This is a genomic window from Streptococcus infantis (assembly GCF_018499575.1).
Taxonomy (GTDB): domain Bacteria; phylum Bacillota; class Bacilli; order Lactobacillales; family Streptococcaceae; genus Streptococcus; species Streptococcus infantis_K.
The window spans coordinates 1-15,656 of record NZ_JAHDAP010000001.1; the positions used below are offsets into that span (position 1 = coordinate 1).

13 protein-coding genes, 17 tRNA genes and 1 pseudogene are annotated in these 15,656 nt (G+C 41.0%); 29 read left to right on the forward strand and 2 right to left on the reverse strand.

Annotated features, from left to right (window positions below; all coding sequences use genetic code 11):
- The first annotated feature begins 80 nt into the window (after window positions 1–80).
- The 26 genes and pseudogenes from KJR31_RS00005 (at window position 81) to KJR31_RS00130 (ending at window position 10,325) form a co-directional block, all read left to right on the forward strand.
- A tRNA-Val gene (locus KJR31_RS00005) sits at window positions 81–153 on the forward strand.
- A 2-nt stretch (window positions 154–155) separates the two neighbouring features.
- Window positions 156–228: transfer RNA gene (locus KJR31_RS00010), tRNA-Asp, on the forward strand.
- 18 nt (window positions 229–246) lie between these two features.
- Window positions 247–319, forward strand: a tRNA-Lys gene (locus tag KJR31_RS00015).
- Window positions 320–324: 5 nt separating this feature from the next.
- Window positions 325–406, forward strand: a tRNA-Leu gene (locus KJR31_RS00020).
- Window positions 407–418: 12 nt separating this feature from the next.
- A tRNA-Thr gene (locus tag KJR31_RS00025) sits at window positions 419–491 on the forward strand.
- A 27-nt stretch (window positions 492–518) separates the two neighbouring features.
- Window positions 519–590, forward strand: a tRNA-Gly gene (locus tag KJR31_RS00030).
- Between the two features lie 7 nt (window positions 591–597).
- Window positions 598–683 (forward strand) — tRNA-Leu (locus KJR31_RS00035).
- Window positions 684–694: 11 nt separating this feature from the next.
- Window positions 695–768 (forward strand) — tRNA-Arg (locus tag KJR31_RS00040).
- A gap of 14 nt (window positions 769–782) precedes the next feature.
- Window positions 783–856, forward strand: a tRNA-Pro gene (locus KJR31_RS00045).
- 5 nt (window positions 857–861) lie between these two features.
- Window positions 862–935, forward strand: a tRNA-Met gene (locus KJR31_RS00050).
- 13 nt (window positions 936–948) lie between these two features.
- Window positions 949–1,022 (forward strand) — tRNA-Ile (locus KJR31_RS00055).
- Window positions 1,023–1,032: 10 nt separating this feature from the next.
- Window positions 1,033–1,122, forward strand: a tRNA-Ser gene (locus KJR31_RS00060).
- Between the two features lie 14 nt (window positions 1,123–1,136).
- A tRNA-Met gene (locus KJR31_RS00065) sits at window positions 1,137–1,210 on the forward strand.
- A gap of 4 nt (window positions 1,211–1,214) precedes the next feature.
- Window positions 1,215–1,287, forward strand: a tRNA-Phe gene (locus KJR31_RS00070).
- A gap of 17 nt (window positions 1,288–1,304) precedes the next feature.
- A tRNA-Gly gene (locus KJR31_RS00075) sits at window positions 1,305–1,375 on the forward strand.
- Between the two features lie 32 nt (window positions 1,376–1,407).
- Window positions 1,408–1,481 (forward strand) — tRNA-Ile (locus KJR31_RS00080).
- A gap of 6 nt (window positions 1,482–1,487) precedes the next feature.
- A tRNA-Ser gene (locus KJR31_RS00085) sits at window positions 1,488–1,575 on the forward strand.
- Between the two features lie 163 nt (window positions 1,576–1,738).
- Complete coding sequence (locus KJR31_RS00090; RefSeq protein WP_214261522.1) at window positions 1,739–2,878, forward strand: DUF4767 domain-containing protein; 1,140 nt, start codon at window positions 1,739–1,741, stop codon at window positions 2,876–2,878.
- Between the two features lie 152 nt (window positions 2,879–3,030).
- The gene (locus tag KJR31_RS00095; protein ID WP_214261523.1) at window positions 3,031–3,735 is read left to right on the forward strand and encodes a hypothetical protein; all 705 of its coding nucleotides are present in this window, start codon (window positions 3,031–3,033) and stop codon (window positions 3,733–3,735) included.
- 422 nt (window positions 3,736–4,157) lie between these two features.
- A complete protein-coding gene (locus KJR31_RS00100) occupies window positions 4,158–4,607 on the forward strand; it encodes a MarR family winged helix-turn-helix transcriptional regulator (protein ID WP_214261524.1) in 450 nt (149 codons plus the stop codon).
- A gap of 18 nt (window positions 4,608–4,625) precedes the next feature.
- Window positions 4,626–5,481: pseudogene (locus KJR31_RS00105) on the forward strand (SDR family oxidoreductase).
- The gene (locus tag KJR31_RS00110; RefSeq protein ID WP_214261525.1) at window positions 5,474–6,202 is read left to right on the forward strand and encodes an ABC transporter ATP-binding protein; all 729 of its coding nucleotides are present in this window, start codon (window positions 5,474–5,476) and stop codon (window positions 6,200–6,202) included. The pseudogene KJR31_RS00105 and the gene KJR31_RS00110 overlap by 8 nt, the downstream one beginning before the upstream one ends.
- Entirely contained in the window at window positions 6,195–7,712 is a 1,518-nt protein-coding gene (locus tag KJR31_RS00115) for an ABC transporter permease/substrate-binding protein (RefSeq protein WP_214261526.1), read from the forward strand. The genes KJR31_RS00110 and KJR31_RS00115 overlap by 8 nt, the downstream gene beginning before the upstream one ends.
- Window positions 7,713–7,866: 154 nt before the next feature.
- Window positions 7,867–8,583, forward strand: coding sequence for an ABC transporter ATP-binding protein (locus KJR31_RS00120; protein ID WP_214261527.1), 717 nt, complete (start codon window positions 7,867–7,869; stop codon window positions 8,581–8,583).
- A 1-nt stretch (window position 8,584) separates the two neighbouring features.
- Complete coding sequence (locus KJR31_RS00125; RefSeq protein WP_214261528.1) at window positions 8,585–9,667, forward strand: ABC transporter permease; 1,083 nt, start codon at window positions 8,585–8,587, stop codon at window positions 9,665–9,667.
- A gap of 34 nt (window positions 9,668–9,701) precedes the next feature.
- Window positions 9,702–10,325 (forward strand): TetR/AcrR family transcriptional regulator, encoded by a 624-nt coding sequence (locus KJR31_RS00130; RefSeq protein WP_214261529.1) that lies wholly within the window; start codon window positions 9,702–9,704, stop codon window positions 10,323–10,325.
- 71 nt (window positions 10,326–10,396) lie between these two features.
- Here the strand turns inward: KJR31_RS00130 and KJR31_RS00135 are convergent, their stop codons facing one another.
- On the reverse strand, window positions 10,397–10,936 hold the full coding sequence (locus KJR31_RS00135; protein WP_214261530.1) for a TetR/AcrR family transcriptional regulator: 540 nt from the start codon (window positions 10,934–10,936) through the stop codon (window positions 10,397–10,399).
- Window positions 10,937–11,069: 133 nt separating this feature from the next.
- Between KJR31_RS00135 and KJR31_RS00140 the strand changes: the two genes are divergently transcribed.
- Together KJR31_RS00140 and KJR31_RS00145 are read left to right on the forward strand one after the other, a co-directional pair.
- Entirely contained in the window at window positions 11,070–11,972 is a 903-nt protein-coding gene (locus KJR31_RS00140) for a cation diffusion facilitator family transporter (RefSeq protein ID WP_214261531.1), read from the forward strand.
- Window positions 11,973–12,051: 79 nt separating this feature from the next.
- Window positions 12,052–13,089 carry a zinc-binding dehydrogenase gene (locus KJR31_RS00145; RefSeq protein ID WP_214261532.1) on the forward strand — a complete coding sequence of 346 codons (1,038 nt, stop codon included), beginning with the start codon at window positions 12,052–12,054 and terminating at the stop codon, window positions 13,087–13,089.
- 206 nt (window positions 13,090–13,295) lie between these two features.
- Here KJR31_RS00145 and KJR31_RS00150 read toward each other — a convergent pair whose 3' ends face one another.
- Window positions 13,296–14,297 (reverse strand): LacI family DNA-binding transcriptional regulator, encoded by a 1,002-nt coding sequence (locus KJR31_RS00150; protein ID WP_214261533.1) that lies wholly within the window; start codon window positions 14,295–14,297, stop codon window positions 13,296–13,298.
- Window positions 14,298–14,465: 168 nt separating this feature from the next.
- On the opposite strand from KJR31_RS00150, the gene KJR31_RS00155 reads away from it, so the two are divergent.
- Entirely contained in the window at window positions 14,466–15,644 is a 1,179-nt protein-coding gene (locus KJR31_RS00155) for a galactokinase (RefSeq protein ID WP_214261534.1), read from the forward strand.
- The last annotated feature ends 12 nt before the right edge of the window (window positions 15,645–15,656 follow it).

The following is a 15,656-nucleotide window of genomic DNA, read 5'->3' on the forward strand; positions in this document are numbered from 1 at the left end:
CGAACACAGAAGTTAAGCCCTAGAACGCCGGAAGTAGTTGGGGGTTGCCCCCTGTGAGATATGGAAGTCGCTTAGCTCTAGGGAGTTTAGCTCAGCTGGGAGAGCATCTGCCTTACAAGCAGAGGGTCAGCGGTTCGATCCCGTTAACTCCCATAGGTCCCGTAGTGTAGCGGTTATCACGTCGCCCTGTCACGGCGAAGATCGCGGGTTCGATTCCCGTCGGGACCGTAATAACGAAAGTTATTTGACTCGTTAGCTCAGTTGGTAGAGCAATTGACTTTTAATCAATGGGTCACTGGTTCGAGCCCAGTACGGGTCATATTTGCGGGTTTGGCGGAATTGGCAGACGCACCAGATTTAGGATCTGGCGCTTAACGGCGTGGGGGTTCAAGTCCCTTAACCCGCATAATAGAAATCAGCCGGCTTAGCTCAGTTGGTAGAGCATCTGATTTGTAATCAGAGGGTCGCGTGTTCAAGTCATGTAGCCGGCATTTTTTTTAATATAAACCAGAGTCGATGCGAACGTAGTTCAGTGGTAGAACACCACCTTGCCAAGGTGGGGGTCGCGGGTTCGAATCCCGTCGTTCGCTTATAGAGGCCGGGGTGGCGGAACTGGCAGACGCACAGGACTTAAAATCCTGCGATTGGTAACGATCGTACCGGTTCGATTCCGGTCCTCGGCATATATTGAAGAGCACCCTTAGCTCAACTGGATAGAGTACCTGACTACGAATCAGGCGGTTAGAGGTTCGACTCCTCTAGGGTGCATTAACAATTTAATTCGGGAAGTAGCTCAGCTTGGTAGAGTACTTGGTTTGGGACCAAGGTGTCGCAGGTTCGAATCCTGTCTTCCCGATTGATGGCGGTGTAGCTCAGCTGGCTAGAGCGTCCGGTTCATACCCGGGAGGTCGGGGGTTCGATCCCCTTCGCCGCTATAATGATCTTGTTGGACCTTTAGCTCAGCTGGTTAGAGCTCTCGGCTCATAACCGAGTGGTCGTAGGTTCAAGTCCTACAAGGTCCATTGGAATGATGGAGGATTACCCAAGTCCGGCTGAAGGGAACGGTCTTGAAAACCGTCAGGCGTGTAAAAGCGTGCGTGGGTTCGAATCCCACATCCTCCTTTATTTATTATTAACGCGGGATGGAGCAGCTCGGTAGCTCGTCGGGCTCATAACCCGAAGGTCGTAGGTTCAAATCCTGCTCCCGCAATATTGGCTCGGTAGCTCAGTTGGTAGAGCAATGGATTGAAGCTCCATGTGTCGGCGGTTCGATTCCGTCTCGCGCCATATTTTTATATATTTATGCGGGTGTAGTTTAGTGGTAAAACTACAGCCTTCCAAGCTGTTGTCGCGAGTTCGATTCTCGTCACCCGCTTTGAACTTTGTTCATTACCAAGTTTTTAACTTGGGCGCGTAGCTCAGGTGGTTAGAGCGCACGCCTGATAAGCGTGAGGTCGGTGGTTCGAGTCCACTCGTGCCCATTAATAGGAGAATTACTCAAGAGGCTGAAGAGGACGGTTTGCTAAATCGTTAGGTCGGGTAACCGGCGCAAGGGTTCGAATCCCTTATTCTCCGTAATGAAAGAGCTTTTTAGCTCTTTTTTTATTTTCCCATTTTTCATATTTTAAATTAGTTATTGTTTTTTAAGTTTTATTCTTTTATGTTAAAGTTTTTTATATTTGGTATAATGTAAGAGAGATTTAAGCATTATTTTTCTGTAACTATTAAGGAGAATGCTATGGAGAATAAAAAAGTATTAGGATCTTTCTTTGTTCTTGTTCTAAGTTTATTTACATTTGGTTGTAGGAGTCAAAATGTTGAAATTTCTAGTAAGGATAGCAGCTTATCGTCTTCTACTAGTCAGTCTACAACGAATGAATCATCTAAGAAAGATTATAAAGAATTATACAAGCCGATTTTTGATGATTACCAAAAAATTCTTTCTACACCTAAGGATACAGCTAAAATTCTAGATCTTTATAAAAATCTGAATACAACTGATCGGCCTATTGATAGTTGGGCACTTGAAAATGCAGTTTATCAAGCGGATAAGATGCGCTATGTCTATACAGATCTTAATCAAGATGGTGTAAAGGAATTACTAATCGGTGTTGAGCAATCTAGTGGTGGTTATTTTATTTCGGGGCTTTATTATTTAGTAAATGAGAAACCGGTACTTCTAGCAGAAGGTTTTGTAGCAGGTCACGGTGGTGCTAGAAATGCTATGAATATCTATCAGAGCGGTGATGTCTTAGAATTAAGTTGGTCCTCTGGAACAGGTGAAGGTAGAGGAGTGCTGTATCATCTAAATGTAAATGAGCAAGCTGCAAGTAAATTACAAGAACAGGATATCCGAGTTCCTGGGAATAAGAGTTTACATGCAGATTTTGGAAAAACAGAGGCTGAAATGCTAGATCTCAATCAACTTGATTGGCAGAAATTTGAAACTTCTACTAGCAGCAAGACTATTTCAGGTGAAGAGCAAAAAGCTCCTTGGAACGCTAACAAATCTGCCAAACTTGAAGCTTTTATAAAGGACTGGGGCGAAAGACTAGGACAACCCAATTACCAAAAGGGGATCGCAGGAGGGGATGTTGGGGCTGACCATCTCTATACCCTTAGGGATGATGGACCAAGTGAGAAAATGAATGCCGAGTATACGGATACAGGTCTAGGAAATGCCCAGTATCGAATTGTAGAGCGTTATAGTAATTGGGATAAATATCCGGATGTTCATAGTTACTTCTTTGCGATAAGCAATACAGGAGAAGCAATTGTCTTTCATTCACCGACTACTAATGGTGGGGTCATGTACTTAAAACCGACAGAAAATGCAGAAATCCAAGCGGAGTTTAAACGCTTGGTTGAAGAAGAATAAAAGAAAAAGAGTTTAGTTTTTAGCTAGGCTCTATTTTTAATATCTCTTTCTATCATTTTTATATTCTTTGAGTATTTAATGGTATACTATTGTTAGATAAAATTATATAGTATTATTTGACGATGATTGTATAATTTAGGAGAACATAATTTATGACAAAAGGTGTTAAGTTTCGTAGTATTTTTTATAGATTTGTTTTATTTATCATTGTTTTGTTTTTTCTAGGTTTTAATCAAATTGTTGGCCGAGGATTTCAATCGATTCCCCTTTTTGATTACACTTTTAGTTTTGATCAAATACAGTTAGTGTATTGCCTTCTTTTATTAATTTTAGTTGGCATTGGCATAAATTTTCTTTTTCCTTGGAAATTTTATATTTCACAGGATGGGATTTACCTTAGAAGATTAGATTTATTTGTTCCTTGGAGTGATATTAGTGGAGTCTCCCATGTTTGGATTAACAAAGCAAGTAATTTTAGCAGAGGACTTATTTTTTATAATCATAAATGTTTAGTTTTCTATCGTCATGACTACAAGCCGATTTGTATCTATAATACTTCCTTATTAGCTTTATTTCTTATCAAACTCTTTAATCCTCAGATTAAAACGAATACCATGTCAGCTAGTTTTGCTACGGGTTTAAATATTCTATTAAATGCTACAATTTTCTTTTTTCTTTATTTTCTTGAGTTGAAGGATCTTAGTTTCAGTTCTTTTTTACTTTTTTTCTTCCTCTACTTTATAAAAATTTTTATCATTCCTTTATGGTTGGTTTATAGTCAAAATCGTAAGTACGGTCCTTATCTAGCTCATAGTACTTTCTTTAAGAGGAATGCTTCTGATGTGATTCCTGTTTAATTTTATAAAAATGATGGCTTTCTACTTTTTAGTAGGAAGTTTTTGTTATTTCTATATGAAAATAGTTTACAGATGAATGTTTTCTTTGACAATGTAATTCAAATAGCTGCGAGGGTTTAGCTTCGTTTAGCCGATTTTGTGCTCATGCAGGAGCACAAGACAGGTCAGTACAAAGGCCTTTAACCTATATTTCCTCACAGGAGAATTTGGCTTTTCAAATGAAGAGGTAGCCAAGAGATGGTTATATAGTTTCAGAACTAACTCCCTGATATGACAGTTGTACTCAATATTCTTATGGATTTTAATTATGAGATTTATTTAGACTTATTAAAAAAATAACACTTCTATATCGAAATAATTGACAGTTGAAAGGGAAAGAGGTAGAATATAGAAAGTTCGATATAGAACAAAAAGGAGACAAAATGGACAAGATGTTAGGTGGCTACCAAGCTCTACAGATTCGTTTGTTGAATGGGCGAATCTTTCAAAAACTCTTGAGCAAGGAACCAAATGCTCAATACAGAAGTGAACAGGGAAAAATTTTAACGATTTTGTGGAAGCAAGAGTTGGGGTGCGCTACTGCGACCGATATCGCTCTTGCGACGGGTCTAGCCAATAATACATTGACCAGTATGGTCAAGAAATTGGAAGAACAAGGTTTGGTCACGATTCAACCTTGCACGCAGGATAAAAGGAAAAAATATATCTCTTTGACAGACCTCGGTTGGGCACAAAAAGAAATTGGAGACCGTGTCAGTAAAGAATTGGGGGAGATTTTCTACCAAGGATTTTCAGATCAAGAAATCCGAGAATTTGAGGCCTATCAAGAGAGAATTATCTCAAATCTAAAAGCTAAAGAGAATGACATCTAGGGAAAGGAAGTAACAGTTATGATCGGAATTACAGGTGTAACAGGGAACTTAGGCTCCTATGTGGCTGATCTTATCGAAAAAAAAAGGAATCGCTTCCGTCCATCTAGCACGAAGCCCAGAGCGTGCAAAAGTTTACGCGTCTGCGGAAATTCGTCAGATGGTGTATGCCAAAACTCCAGAGGTGGTTGAGGCCTTAAAGGGGATCGATATCTTGTTGATGGTTTCTGCTCGGGAAAATCCTGAGCGTGTCAAGGAGCACAAGGAGTTTTTAGATGCTGCAAAGCTAGCAGGAGTAGAGCATATCGTTTATACCTCCTTTTATGGGGCAGATGAGAAGGCGACTTTCACCTTGTCTCGAGATCATGCCCAGACAGAAGCCTATATCAAGGAATTAGGGTTCACCTACACTTTTTTGAGAGATAATTTTTACTTGGACTTCCTGATTGATATGGCGCTTGAAAATGGAGAGATTCGTGGTCCGGCCGGCAGTGGTCTTGTGTCAGCTGTTGCCCGTAAGGACACATCTAGGGTTGCAGCAGAGATTCTTTTAAATCCTAAGGAGTGGGAAAATCAAACCTTGAACTTGACTGGGCCAGAGGATCTTTCCATGGAAGAAATCGTAGCGCTTCTCTCAAAGGAGACGGGTGACGCCATCACGTATGTGGATGAATCAGTAGAAGAAGCTTATGAGTCACGGAAAAAATGGCCAGCACAAACTTGGGAGTACGATGCCTGGGTCAGTACTTATACAGCTATTAAAGTTGGGGAACAGGCTGGGGTTTCAACAGATATCGAAAAAGTCCTAGGGCATCCAGCAAGTAGCCTATTGGATACTCTTAGAGATAGAAAACTTATTGAGGAAAAAAATGATTGAATATAAACATGTAGCCTTGCGCTACACGGATAAGGACATTTTAAAAGATGTCAATCTCCGCATTGAAAATGGAGAGTTCATGGTGCTAGTGGGTCCTTCAGGATCTGGAAAGACCACCATGATCAAGATGATTAACCGTCTTTTGGAACCGACAGATGGCAATATCTACATGGATGGAAAACGCATCAAGGACTATGATGAACGGGAATTACGTCTCAGTACCGGCTATGTCCTTCAAGCTATTGCCCTATTTCCTAATTTGACAGTTGCGGAAAATATAGCATTGATTCCTGAGATGAAGGGCTGGAGCAAGGAGAAAATTGCCTCTAAAACCGAAGAACTCTTGGACAAGGTTGGCCTACCTGCTGCAGATTATGCCCATCGTTTACCAAGCGAGTTATCTGGTGGCGAGCAACAGCGGATTGGTATTGTGCGGGCCATCATTGGGGAACCAAAAATCTTGCTGATGGATGAGCCCTTTTCAGCCTTGGATGCTATCTCTCGCAAGCAGTTGCAAGCTCTCACCAAGGATTTGCACAAGGAGTTCGGTATGACTACCATCTTCGTTACTCATGATACGGATGAGGCTTTGAAATTAGGGGATCGAATTGCAGTTTTGCAGGATGGAGAAATTCGCCAGGTGGCAGACCCTGAAACAATTTTACAAGCGCCTGCGACAGACTTTGTAGCAAACTTGTTTGGAGGTAGCCTTCATGTCTAATTTGATTTCAACATTTCAAGAACGTTTTGGAGAATGGTTAACCGCTCTTGGGCAACACTTACAATTATCTCTTTTGACCTTATTGGTTGCTATTTTTCTGACCATCCCACTTGCGGTTTATCTAAATAGCCACAAAAAAGTAGCGAACTGGGTGCTACAAGTTGCGGGTATCTTCCAGACCATTCCCTCAATGGCTTTGTTGGGGCTCTTTATTCCTTTCATGGGAATTGGAACCTTACCGGCCCTTACAGCTCTAGTCATTTATGCTATTTTCCCGATTTTGGAAAATACAATCACAGCCTTGAACGGCATTGATCCTAGTCTTGAGGAGGCAGGGGTTGCTTTTGGAATGACTAAGTGGGAGCGACTCAAGAAGTTTGAAATTCCACTGGCCATGCCTGTCATTGTATCGGGGGTTCGTACAGCAACCGTTATGATCATTGGGACAGCAACTCTAGCTGCTCTTGTGGGAGCTGGAGGACTAGGCTCCTTTATCCTTTTGGGAATTGATCGTCGGAATGCTAGTCTCATTTTAATCGGCGCAATCTCATCAGCCATCTTGGCCATTCTCTTTAATGTTATTCTCAAATGGTTGGAAAAGGCAAAGTTGCGTACAATTGTTGCAGCCTTTGCTGTTATGGTGCTTGGTTTGGGAGTAAGTTATGCTCCAAGCATGATTCCAAATAAAGAGAAAGAAAATCTGGTTATAGCTGGGAAGTTGGGACCTGAACCTGAGATTCTCATGAATATGTACAAGCTTCTCATTGAGGAAAATACGGATATGACGGTGACGGTCAAACCTAACTTTGGGAAGACAGACTTTCTTTATCAAGCGCTGAAAAAAGGGGACATTGATATCTATCCAGAATTTTCTGGAACAGTGACAGAGAGTCTCCTCCAACCATCTCCACAAATTGGGCATGACCCAGAAAAGGTTTACGAGGTGGCTCGTGACGGCATTGCCAAACAGGATCATCTAGCCTTGCTCAAACCCATGGCTTATCAAAATACTTATGCTATAGCAGTTCCCAAAAAAATTGCGCAAGAATATGGACTTAAGACGATTTCAGACTTGAAAAAAGTAGAAGGACAGCTCAAGGCGGGATTCACTCTGGAGTTTAATGACCGTGAGGATGGAAACAAGGGCTTACAGAAGGTCTATGGCCTCAATCTACAAGTCTCCACCATGGAGCCAGCCCTTCGCTATCAGGCTGTTCAGTCAGGGGATATTCAAATCACGGACGCCTACTCGACTGATGCGGAGTTGGCGCGTTATGATTTACAGGTTTTGGAAGATGACAAGCAACTCTTCCCACCTTATCAAGGGGCTCCACTCATGAAAGCTGAATTACTGAAAAAACATCCAGAGTTGGAAGCGGTTCTTAATAAACTGGCTGGCAAGATTACAGAAAGCCAGATGAGCCAGCTTAACTATCAAGTCGGAGTTGAAGGTAAGTCAGCGGAAACAGTAGCGCGTGAATTTTTGATTCGAGAAGCTCTTCTAAAGTAGAAGCAGATTTCCTTATGAATTCTTAAAAATCTTCGATTTGTATTCGAAGATTTTTTGTTATGAAAATTTTACTTTTTATTTGACAAGTGAGTGAGTACTCACTATAATAGTCTCATATTCAAAAGTGAGTGAATACTCACCTAGGAGGATACAAATGAAAACATTGCTACATATGCAAGATTTAGAAAAATCTTTTGGTCGTCAAATGGTCTTAGATCAGGTTGGTTTTGATTTAAAACCTGGAGAAATTATTGGTCTAATCGGTCCATCAGGTGCTGGTAAATCAACTATGATTAAAACCATGTTAGGAATGGAAAAGGCGGATAGCGGTATGGCTTTAGTCTTAGACCACACCATGCCAAATCGTCACATTCTGGGAGATATTGGCTATATGGCGCAGTCAGATGCTCTTTATGAGGCCTTGTCAGGAAAAGAAAATTTAGAATTTTTCGGTCAGCTAAAAGGCCTATCAAAAAAAGTCTTAAAGGATGAAATTGCCCATGTAGCTCAAGTAGTGGATTTGACAGAGCATTTAAGCAAGGCAGTATCTGGTTATTCCGGAGGAATGAAACGACGCTTGTCGCTAGCCATTGCACTTTTAGGAAATCCGCAACTCTTGATTTTGGACGAACCAACTGTTGGTATCGACCCTTCGCTTCGAAAGAAAATCTGGCAAGAGTTGATGACGCTCAGAGACAAGGGGGGAGGAATCTTAGTCACCACTCATGTTATGGATGAAGCAGAGCTTACGGATAAGGTTGGGCTCTTGTTAGGTGGAAAAATCATTGCCTTTGATACACCAAAAAATCTCAAAGAAGGTTATGGTGTTTCAAGTATTGAAGAAGTCTTTTTGAAGGCGGAAGGAGAGTAAGATGAGAACCTTAGCTATTGCGAAAAAAGTGATAAAAGAATTGCTTCGTGACAAACGAACTCTTGCCATGATGTTTGTTGCGCCAGTATTTATTATGTGGTTGATGAATCTCATGTTTTCAGCTAGTACAGCCGTGAATATTAAACTAGCAACACAAGATCTTCCAACTAGTTTGGTGACGAAAATGGATGATGTAGACCATGTTAGTGTACAGACTTACAAGGACCTCGATCAAGCGAAGAAAGACTTAGCTGATGAAAAAGTAGATGCGGTGATTTCTTATAAAAATGGTGAATATCAAGTAGATTATGCTAATACCGATGCCTCTAAAACATCTATGACTCGACAAGTATTGCGGACGAGTATCGCCAGTGAAGGAAGTAATCAACTAATGACTCGTGTCAAACAAGCTCTTCCACAATTGAATTTGGAGGCAAAAGCACCAGAAATTAAGGAATCCTACCAGTATGGTGATGAAAATACAAGCTTTTTTACAAGTATGATTCCAGTTTTGATAGGCTTTGTAGTTTTCTTTTTTGTTTTTTTGATTTCAGGTATGGCACTTTTGAAAGAACGTACCAGTGGAACACTAGAGCGTTTATTAGCAACTCCAGTCAAACGTTCTGAAATCGTATATGGTTACATGTTGTCTTATGGTCTCATTGCGATTCTTCAAACAGCAGTCGTAGTCCTAGCGGCTATTTGGTTGTTAGATGTAGAAGTTGTTGGAAATCTATTTCATGTTATAATAGTTAATGTAGTACTGGCACTTGTGGCATTGGCCTTCGGAATTCTCTTGTCTACCTTGGCTAAATCAGAATTCCAAATGATGCAATTTATTCCTCTTGTGATTATGCCACAGCTCTTTTTATCAGGAATTATTCCATTGTCATCGATGGGAGACTGGGCTCAAACGGTAGGAAAGTTTTTGCCTTTAACCTACTCAGGTGATGCAATGAGTCAGATTATTCTTTACGGACGTGGCATTGGAGATATTTTGCCAAATATCGGCGTTCTACTGATTTTCCTTGTCATCTTGACAATCCTTAATATTGTAGGCTTGCGCCGTTACCGTAAGGTTTAAAGAGAAATAAAAAACTAAAAGGGATGAATGTTGAATGGATAAGACTATTTTTGAATCATTTGAAGATTTCTTAGAGGAAGCAGATTATCCTCAAGGGAAGAAAAAAATCATGCGGTCGGCAGTGGACCTTATTTCGACCAAGGGTTATAATGGAACCTCTACCCTTCACATAGCCGAGCATGCTGGACTCAGTCAGGCCACCTTATTTAAGTATTTTAAAACGAAAGTCGATTTGTTAACGGCTATTTTACACCCTGTCGTTCCAGGGCTTTTCGGAAGTTTTTTTGAGGAACTGTTAACTTTTGAAACGACCGAAGAAAGGGTTCATTATCTTGTCCACAATCGCATGACCTATCTCAAAAAGAATCGTGCTCTGATGAAAATTATTTTGCATGAAATGTTTTCTAATAATAAGCTGAGATATGAACAGATTTTTATCTGGAATACTATTCAGGATAAACTTCTGACGCTCCACAAGGAATTGTTGGCAGATCCACGTGTTAATCCTGAATTAACGATTCCTCAAATGGTTCGCATCTGTGTAGGTCCTTTGTTAGCTTACTTCTCTCAACTATATATCGTCGGTGACAATGGCGAAGTGAGAAAAGAGGACTTAGACTTGTTAGAAAAACAAATCTTAGGTGGTTTGTGGAAGTAGAAGTTTTCTAAATATTAAATAAAAAAACAACTTTTAAAAGTTGTTTTTTTGTTTAATTGGATTTTTGTTCTTTATTTAGAACTTGCTTTTAGGATTTCTAGATAAAAATCAACCACTTCTCGCTCAGAATAAATTTTTCCTTCTCTGAGCCACCAAGTTAACGTCTCGATAAAGTTTGTTACAACAAAGTGCTTGAGGTAGGAGTCAGGAATATTAGGATAGGCAACTTGTAAGTCCTCTACAACCATGGGGTAGACGTGGTGTTCCAATTCTTTCTGTAATTGACGGAGGAAGTAGTCATTTTTTGAAAAAAGGAGGCTGGTGATATGGTCTTGATTTTTCTTAAAATGCAAAAAGATATGAGCCAAATAAGCTTCTTTAGATATATTTTTCTCACATTCAAAAAGATGATGGAAGAGATAACGGCAGAGCTCGTCTAGGAGTAATTCTTTACTTTCATAATGGCTATAAAAGGTGGAACGACCGACATCTGCTAGGTCTATTATCTCCTGAACAGTGATGGTTTCAAAGTTTTTTTGATTTAGTAATTGTAAGAAAGCAGCATAGATAGCTTTTCGAGTCTTGGTAATGCGACGATCTTGAGTACTCATATGAACAATTTGAACAAACTGTTCAGTAACTTACAAACTGAACAGAATGCTTCTATCCTTTCTGTTGATAGTATTGGATAATAGATAATGAACAAGATGTTCATGAATCTATTATATCAGAGGATTAAGGATTATGAAGACAAAACATGCTGTTTGGTTAGCATTTTTCTTGAATTTGAGTTATGCCATTGTCGAGTTTATCGCTGGAGGAGTATTTGGATCGAGTGCAGTTCTTGCTGATTCCGTTCACGACATGGGAGATGCAATCGCAATTGGGGTATCAGCCGTTCTAGAAACGATCTCCAATCGTGAAGAGGATAGCCGTTACACCTTGGGTTACAAACGATTTAGCCTTCTAGGAGCTTTGATAACGGCTGTGATTCTGATGACAGGATCAGTTTTTGTCATTTTGGAAAATATAACGAAAATCTTTCATCCCCAACCTGTCAATGATGAGGGCATTCTCTGGCTAGGGATCATCGCGGTTACGATCAATGTGCTAGCGAGTTTAGTGGTTCGTAATGGGAAAACAAAGAACGAGTCGATTCTTAGCCTGCATTTTCTGGAAGACACACTTGGTTGGGTCGCCGTCATCCTGATGGCTATTATTCTACGATTTACGGATTGGTATATCTTAGATCCTCTCTTGTCGCTTGTCATTTCCTTCTTTATCTTGTCAAAAGCCATTCCACGTTTTTGGTCTACGCTAAAGATTTTCTTGGATGCTGTACCAGAAGGAGTGGATATCGAGCAAGTAACGAGTGATTTGGAGCAATTGGAGTATGTGGCCAGTGTGAATCAGCTCAATCTCTGGACCATGGATGGTTTGGAGAAAAATGCCATTATTCACGTTTGTCTGGAGCATGTCAAGCATATGGAGGTCTGTAAAGAATCTATCCGAGACTTGCTCAAAGAGAGTGGCTTTCAAAATGTCACCATTGAGGTGGATGAAGACTTAGCAACCCACCGAGCTCATAAGCGTAATGTCGAAGAGCTGGAATCTAGTCAAAGTCATGATTACGATCATCGTCATTGATGAAGCGTAGTATAAGTGAGCGAAAGCTTCATAAAAAGTGTATACTTGAAGTAAGTTAGATACAGAGAGGTAAATGTTTATGAAATCAGTAGTTTACACAAAGGCAGGTCAGGTCGGCATTGAGGAAATTAAACGTCCAAGTATTCAAGAAGCAGATGATGTGATTATCCGTGTGGTTCGTGCTTGCGTTTGTGGTTCGGACCTTTGGAGTTATCGCAATCCAGATATTAAAGAGGGCCACAAAAATAGTGGACACGAAGCGATTGGAATCGTTGAAGAAATTGGAGAAGCCATTACAACGGTCAAGCCCGGTGATTTTGTCATTGCCCCTTTCACACATGGTTGTGGCCAGTGTGATGCCTGTCGTTCGGGCTTTGATGGTTCTTGTGACCGACACATTGGTAACAACTTTTCTGGTGGTGTACAAGCTGAGTATATCCGTTTCCACTTTGCCAATTGGGCACTCGTCAAAATACCTAGACAACCGTCTGACTACACAGAAGGGATGCTTAAGTCTCTCTTGACTCTGGCTGATGTCATGCCGACTGGCTATCATGCAGCGCGTGTGGCTCATGTGAAACCAGGAGATAAAGTTGTCGTTATTGGCGATGGAGCTGTTGGCCAATGTGCCGTGATTGCGGCTAAGATGCGTGGGGCTTCACAAATTGTCCTTATGAGTCGTCACGAAGATCGTCAAAAGATGGCCTTGGAGTCAGGTGCGACAGCCGTTGTAGCTGAGCGAGGAGCAGAAGGGATTGCCAAGGTGCGTGAAATTCTCGGCGGTGGAGCAGATGCAGCTCTTGAATGTGTTGGTACCGAGGCGGCTGTTGAGCAAGCCCTTGGGGTCCTTCATAATGGGGGACGCTTAGGTTTTGTCGGTGTGCCTCACTACAATAATCGTGTCCTTGGATCCACATTTGCCCAAAACCTTTCCGTGGCAGGAGGAGCAGCTTCTGCAACAACATACGATAAGCAATTCTTGCTCAAAGCTGTTCTTGATGGTGATATCAATCCAGGTCGTGTCTTTACTTCAAGCTATAAACTGAAAGATATCGACCAAGCTTATAAGGATATGGATGAACGTAAGACTATTAAATCTATGATTGTGATGGATTAATACTCTTCAAAAATCTCTTCAAACCACGTCAGCTTCGTCTTGGATTATATATGTGACTGACTTCGTCAGTCTTATCTACAACCTCAAAGCAGTGCTTTGAGCAGCTTGCGGCTCGCTTCCTAGTTTGCTCTTTGAGTATAAAAAAGAAAATCCTAATAGAGAACTGAGAAGCTCTTATTAGGATTTTTTGTATTCAACTCTTGTACTTAATGCAAGGTGCTTTCTCTTAAAGTCAGTTTGGTTCCGAGCATAGTGAGGCTTGGAATTTTTCGTCCATGAAGGACGTCCCTATTCAGAATATCCATTCCTGTGCGTCCCATTTCTTCGGTGTAGACTGTGATACTGGAAAGTGGTGGGAAAACTTGCTTGGTTAGAATGGTATCATTAAAGGAAATAATGCTCACGCGCTCTGGTATGCTGATGCTGGCTTCTTGAAGAGCGCGAAGGGCTCCGATTGCCAAACTATCACTAGCTGCAAAAAAGGCTTGTGGAAGTTTATCTCCTAATTTTTCGATAGCCTTTTTCATCAAGTCGTATCCAGATTGGGCAGTAAATAGACCTTGGAAAATGAATTTTTCGTTATAAATCTCTTTTTCTTGTGTATAGGATTTAAAGTACTCTAAGCGTTTATCTGCGATGACTTCTTCTTGGTCAGTAGTCGTTTCAAGGCCGGATAAGATACCAATCTTCTTAATCCCGTGGTCGGTAAAGTAATCAACCACCAGTCTAACAGCATTATTAAAATCTGTAATGACACAGGTGTGTCCCAAGGCTATGGTGTCACTATCTAGAAAAACTAGAGGTTTTTGATATTCTTCAAATGATGCAATCTGTGCTTGGCTAAATTTTCCAATACAAAGAATTCCAATGACTTCTTCGCTAAGCGTAAAAGGTTGATCATTGAAATAGCGTAAGATTTCGTAATCTAATTCTTGTGCCCTATTTTCGATTCCTAGTCGAATCTGGTAGTAGTAGAGGTCTTCCAATTCACCTTGTTCGCTGACCCACTGGATAATGGCAATCTTTTGTTTCAGTTTGTGACCTTCGCCTGTTTTGAGATGCTTGGTATAACCAAGTTCTTCAGCGACAGTTAAAATACGATGTCGGGTTTCTTCTGTGACAGATAGACTCTGATCGCGATTGAGGACACGGGATACAGTTGCGATTGAGACAGAGGCTAACTGAGCAATATCTTTGAGTGTAGCCATAATTCCCCTCCTTTTTAGGTTATTATAGCATATTTTTCTATCTTTTTACTCATAGTTTAGTAAAATATCGGTAAAAATGTTGACCAAAGCAAAACCCTTGGGTACAATAGAAGAAAACGATTACAAGGTAAACTTTTTTACCTGACAAATTGTCAAAGGAGAATTCATATGACACAACATCTTACTGCTGATGCACTTCGCAAGGATTTTCTTGCTGTTTTTGGTCAAGAAGCAGATCAAACCTTCTTCTCACCAGGCCGTATCAACCTGATTGGGGAGCATACTGACTACAACGGTGGCCATGTTTTCCCGGCAGCTATTTCACTCGGAACTTATGGGGCTGCTCGTAAACGTGATGACCAAGTCTTGCGTTTCTACTCAGCAAACTTTGAGGACAAAGGAATTATCGAAGTTCCTCTAGCTGACCTTAAGTTTGAGAAAGAGCACAACTGGACCAACTATTCAAAAGGTGTCCTTCATTTCTTGCAAGAAGCTGGGCATGTGATTGACAAAGGTTTTGATTTCTATGTCTTTGGGAATATCCCAAATGGTGCGGGCTTGTCTTCTTCAGCTTCTTTGGAGCTTTTGACTGGTGTCGTAGCAGAATATCTCTTTGACCTAAAATTGGATCGTCTAGACTTAGTTAAAATCGGAAAACTAACAGAAAATAACTTTATCGGTGTTAACTCTGGTATCATGGACCAATTTGCTATCGGTATGGGAGCAGATCAACGAGCTATTTACCTAGATACAAATACTCTAGAATACGACTTGGTTCCACTTGATTTGAAGGAAAATGTTGTTGTGATCATGAATACCAACAAACGCCGTGAGCTAGCAGATTCTAAGTACAATGAACGTCGTGCTGAATGTGAAAAAGCGGTAGAAGAACTCCAAGTGGCCTTGGATATCCAGACTTTAGGCGAATTGGATGAATGGGCTTTTGATGAATACAGCTACCTAATCAAAGACGCAAATCGTTTGAAACGTGCTCGCCACGCCGTTCTTGAAAACCAACGTACCCTTAAAGCGCAAGCAGCACTTCAAGCAGGAGATTTGGACAAGTTTGGTCGTTTGATGAATGCATCTCACGTTTCTCTTGAGCATGATTATGAAGTGACTGGATTGGAATTAGATACCCTTGTTCATACGGCTTGGGCTCAAGAAGGTGTTCTCGGTGCTCGTATGACAGGAGCAGGTTTCGGTGGCTGTGCGATCGCCTTGGTTCAAAAAGATGCGGTTGAGGCCTTTAAAGAAGCTGTTGGCAAGCACTATGAAGAAATCGTTGGCTATGCACCAAGCTTCTATATCGCTGAAGTGGCAGGTGGAACTCGCGTTCTTGAATAGTCAGAAGGAGGT

What these genes read in the sequence shown, in the direction of transcription:
- KJR31_RS00150 (WP_214261533.1), bottom strand. Translation starts at nt 14,297, where the DNA reads ATGGCTACACTCAAAGATATTGCTCAGTTAGCCTCTGTCTCAATCGCA.
- KJR31_RS00140 (WP_214261531.1), top strand. Translation starts at nt 11,070, where the DNA reads ATGAAGACAAAACATGCTGTTTGGTTAGCATTTTTCTTGAATTTGAGT.
- KJR31_RS00145 (WP_214261532.1), top strand. Translation starts at nt 12,052, where the DNA reads ATGAAATCAGTAGTTTACACAAAGGCAGGTCAGGTCGGCATTGAGGAA.
- KJR31_RS00135 (WP_214261530.1), bottom strand. Translation starts at nt 10,936, where the DNA reads ATGAGTACTCAAGATCGTCGCATTACCAAGACTCGAAAAGCTATCTAT.
- KJR31_RS00100 (WP_214261524.1), top strand. Translation starts at nt 4,158, where the DNA reads ATGGACAAGATGTTAGGTGGCTACCAAGCTCTACAGATTCGTTTGTTG.
- KJR31_RS00095 (WP_214261523.1), top strand. Translation starts at nt 3,031, where the DNA reads ATGACAAAAGGTGTTAAGTTTCGTAGTATTTTTTATAGATTTGTTTTA.
- KJR31_RS00125 (WP_214261528.1), top strand. Translation starts at nt 8,585, where the DNA reads ATGAGAACCTTAGCTATTGCGAAAAAAGTGATAAAAGAATTGCTTCGT.
- KJR31_RS00090 (WP_214261522.1), top strand. Translation starts at nt 1,739, where the DNA reads ATGGAGAATAAAAAAGTATTAGGATCTTTCTTTGTTCTTGTTCTAAGT.
- KJR31_RS00110 (WP_214261525.1), top strand. Translation starts at nt 5,474, where the DNA reads ATGATTGAATATAAACATGTAGCCTTGCGCTACACGGATAAGGACATT.
- KJR31_RS00130 (WP_214261529.1), top strand. Translation starts at nt 9,702, where the DNA reads ATGGATAAGACTATTTTTGAATCATTTGAAGATTTCTTAGAGGAAGCA.
- KJR31_RS00120 (WP_214261527.1), top strand. Translation starts at nt 7,867, where the DNA reads ATGAAAACATTGCTACATATGCAAGATTTAGAAAAATCTTTTGGTCGT.
- KJR31_RS00155 (WP_214261534.1), top strand. Translation starts at nt 14,466, where the DNA reads ATGACACAACATCTTACTGCTGATGCACTTCGCAAGGATTTTCTTGCT.
- KJR31_RS00115 (WP_214261526.1), top strand. Translation starts at nt 6,195, where the DNA reads ATGTCTAATTTGATTTCAACATTTCAAGAACGTTTTGGAGAATGGTTA.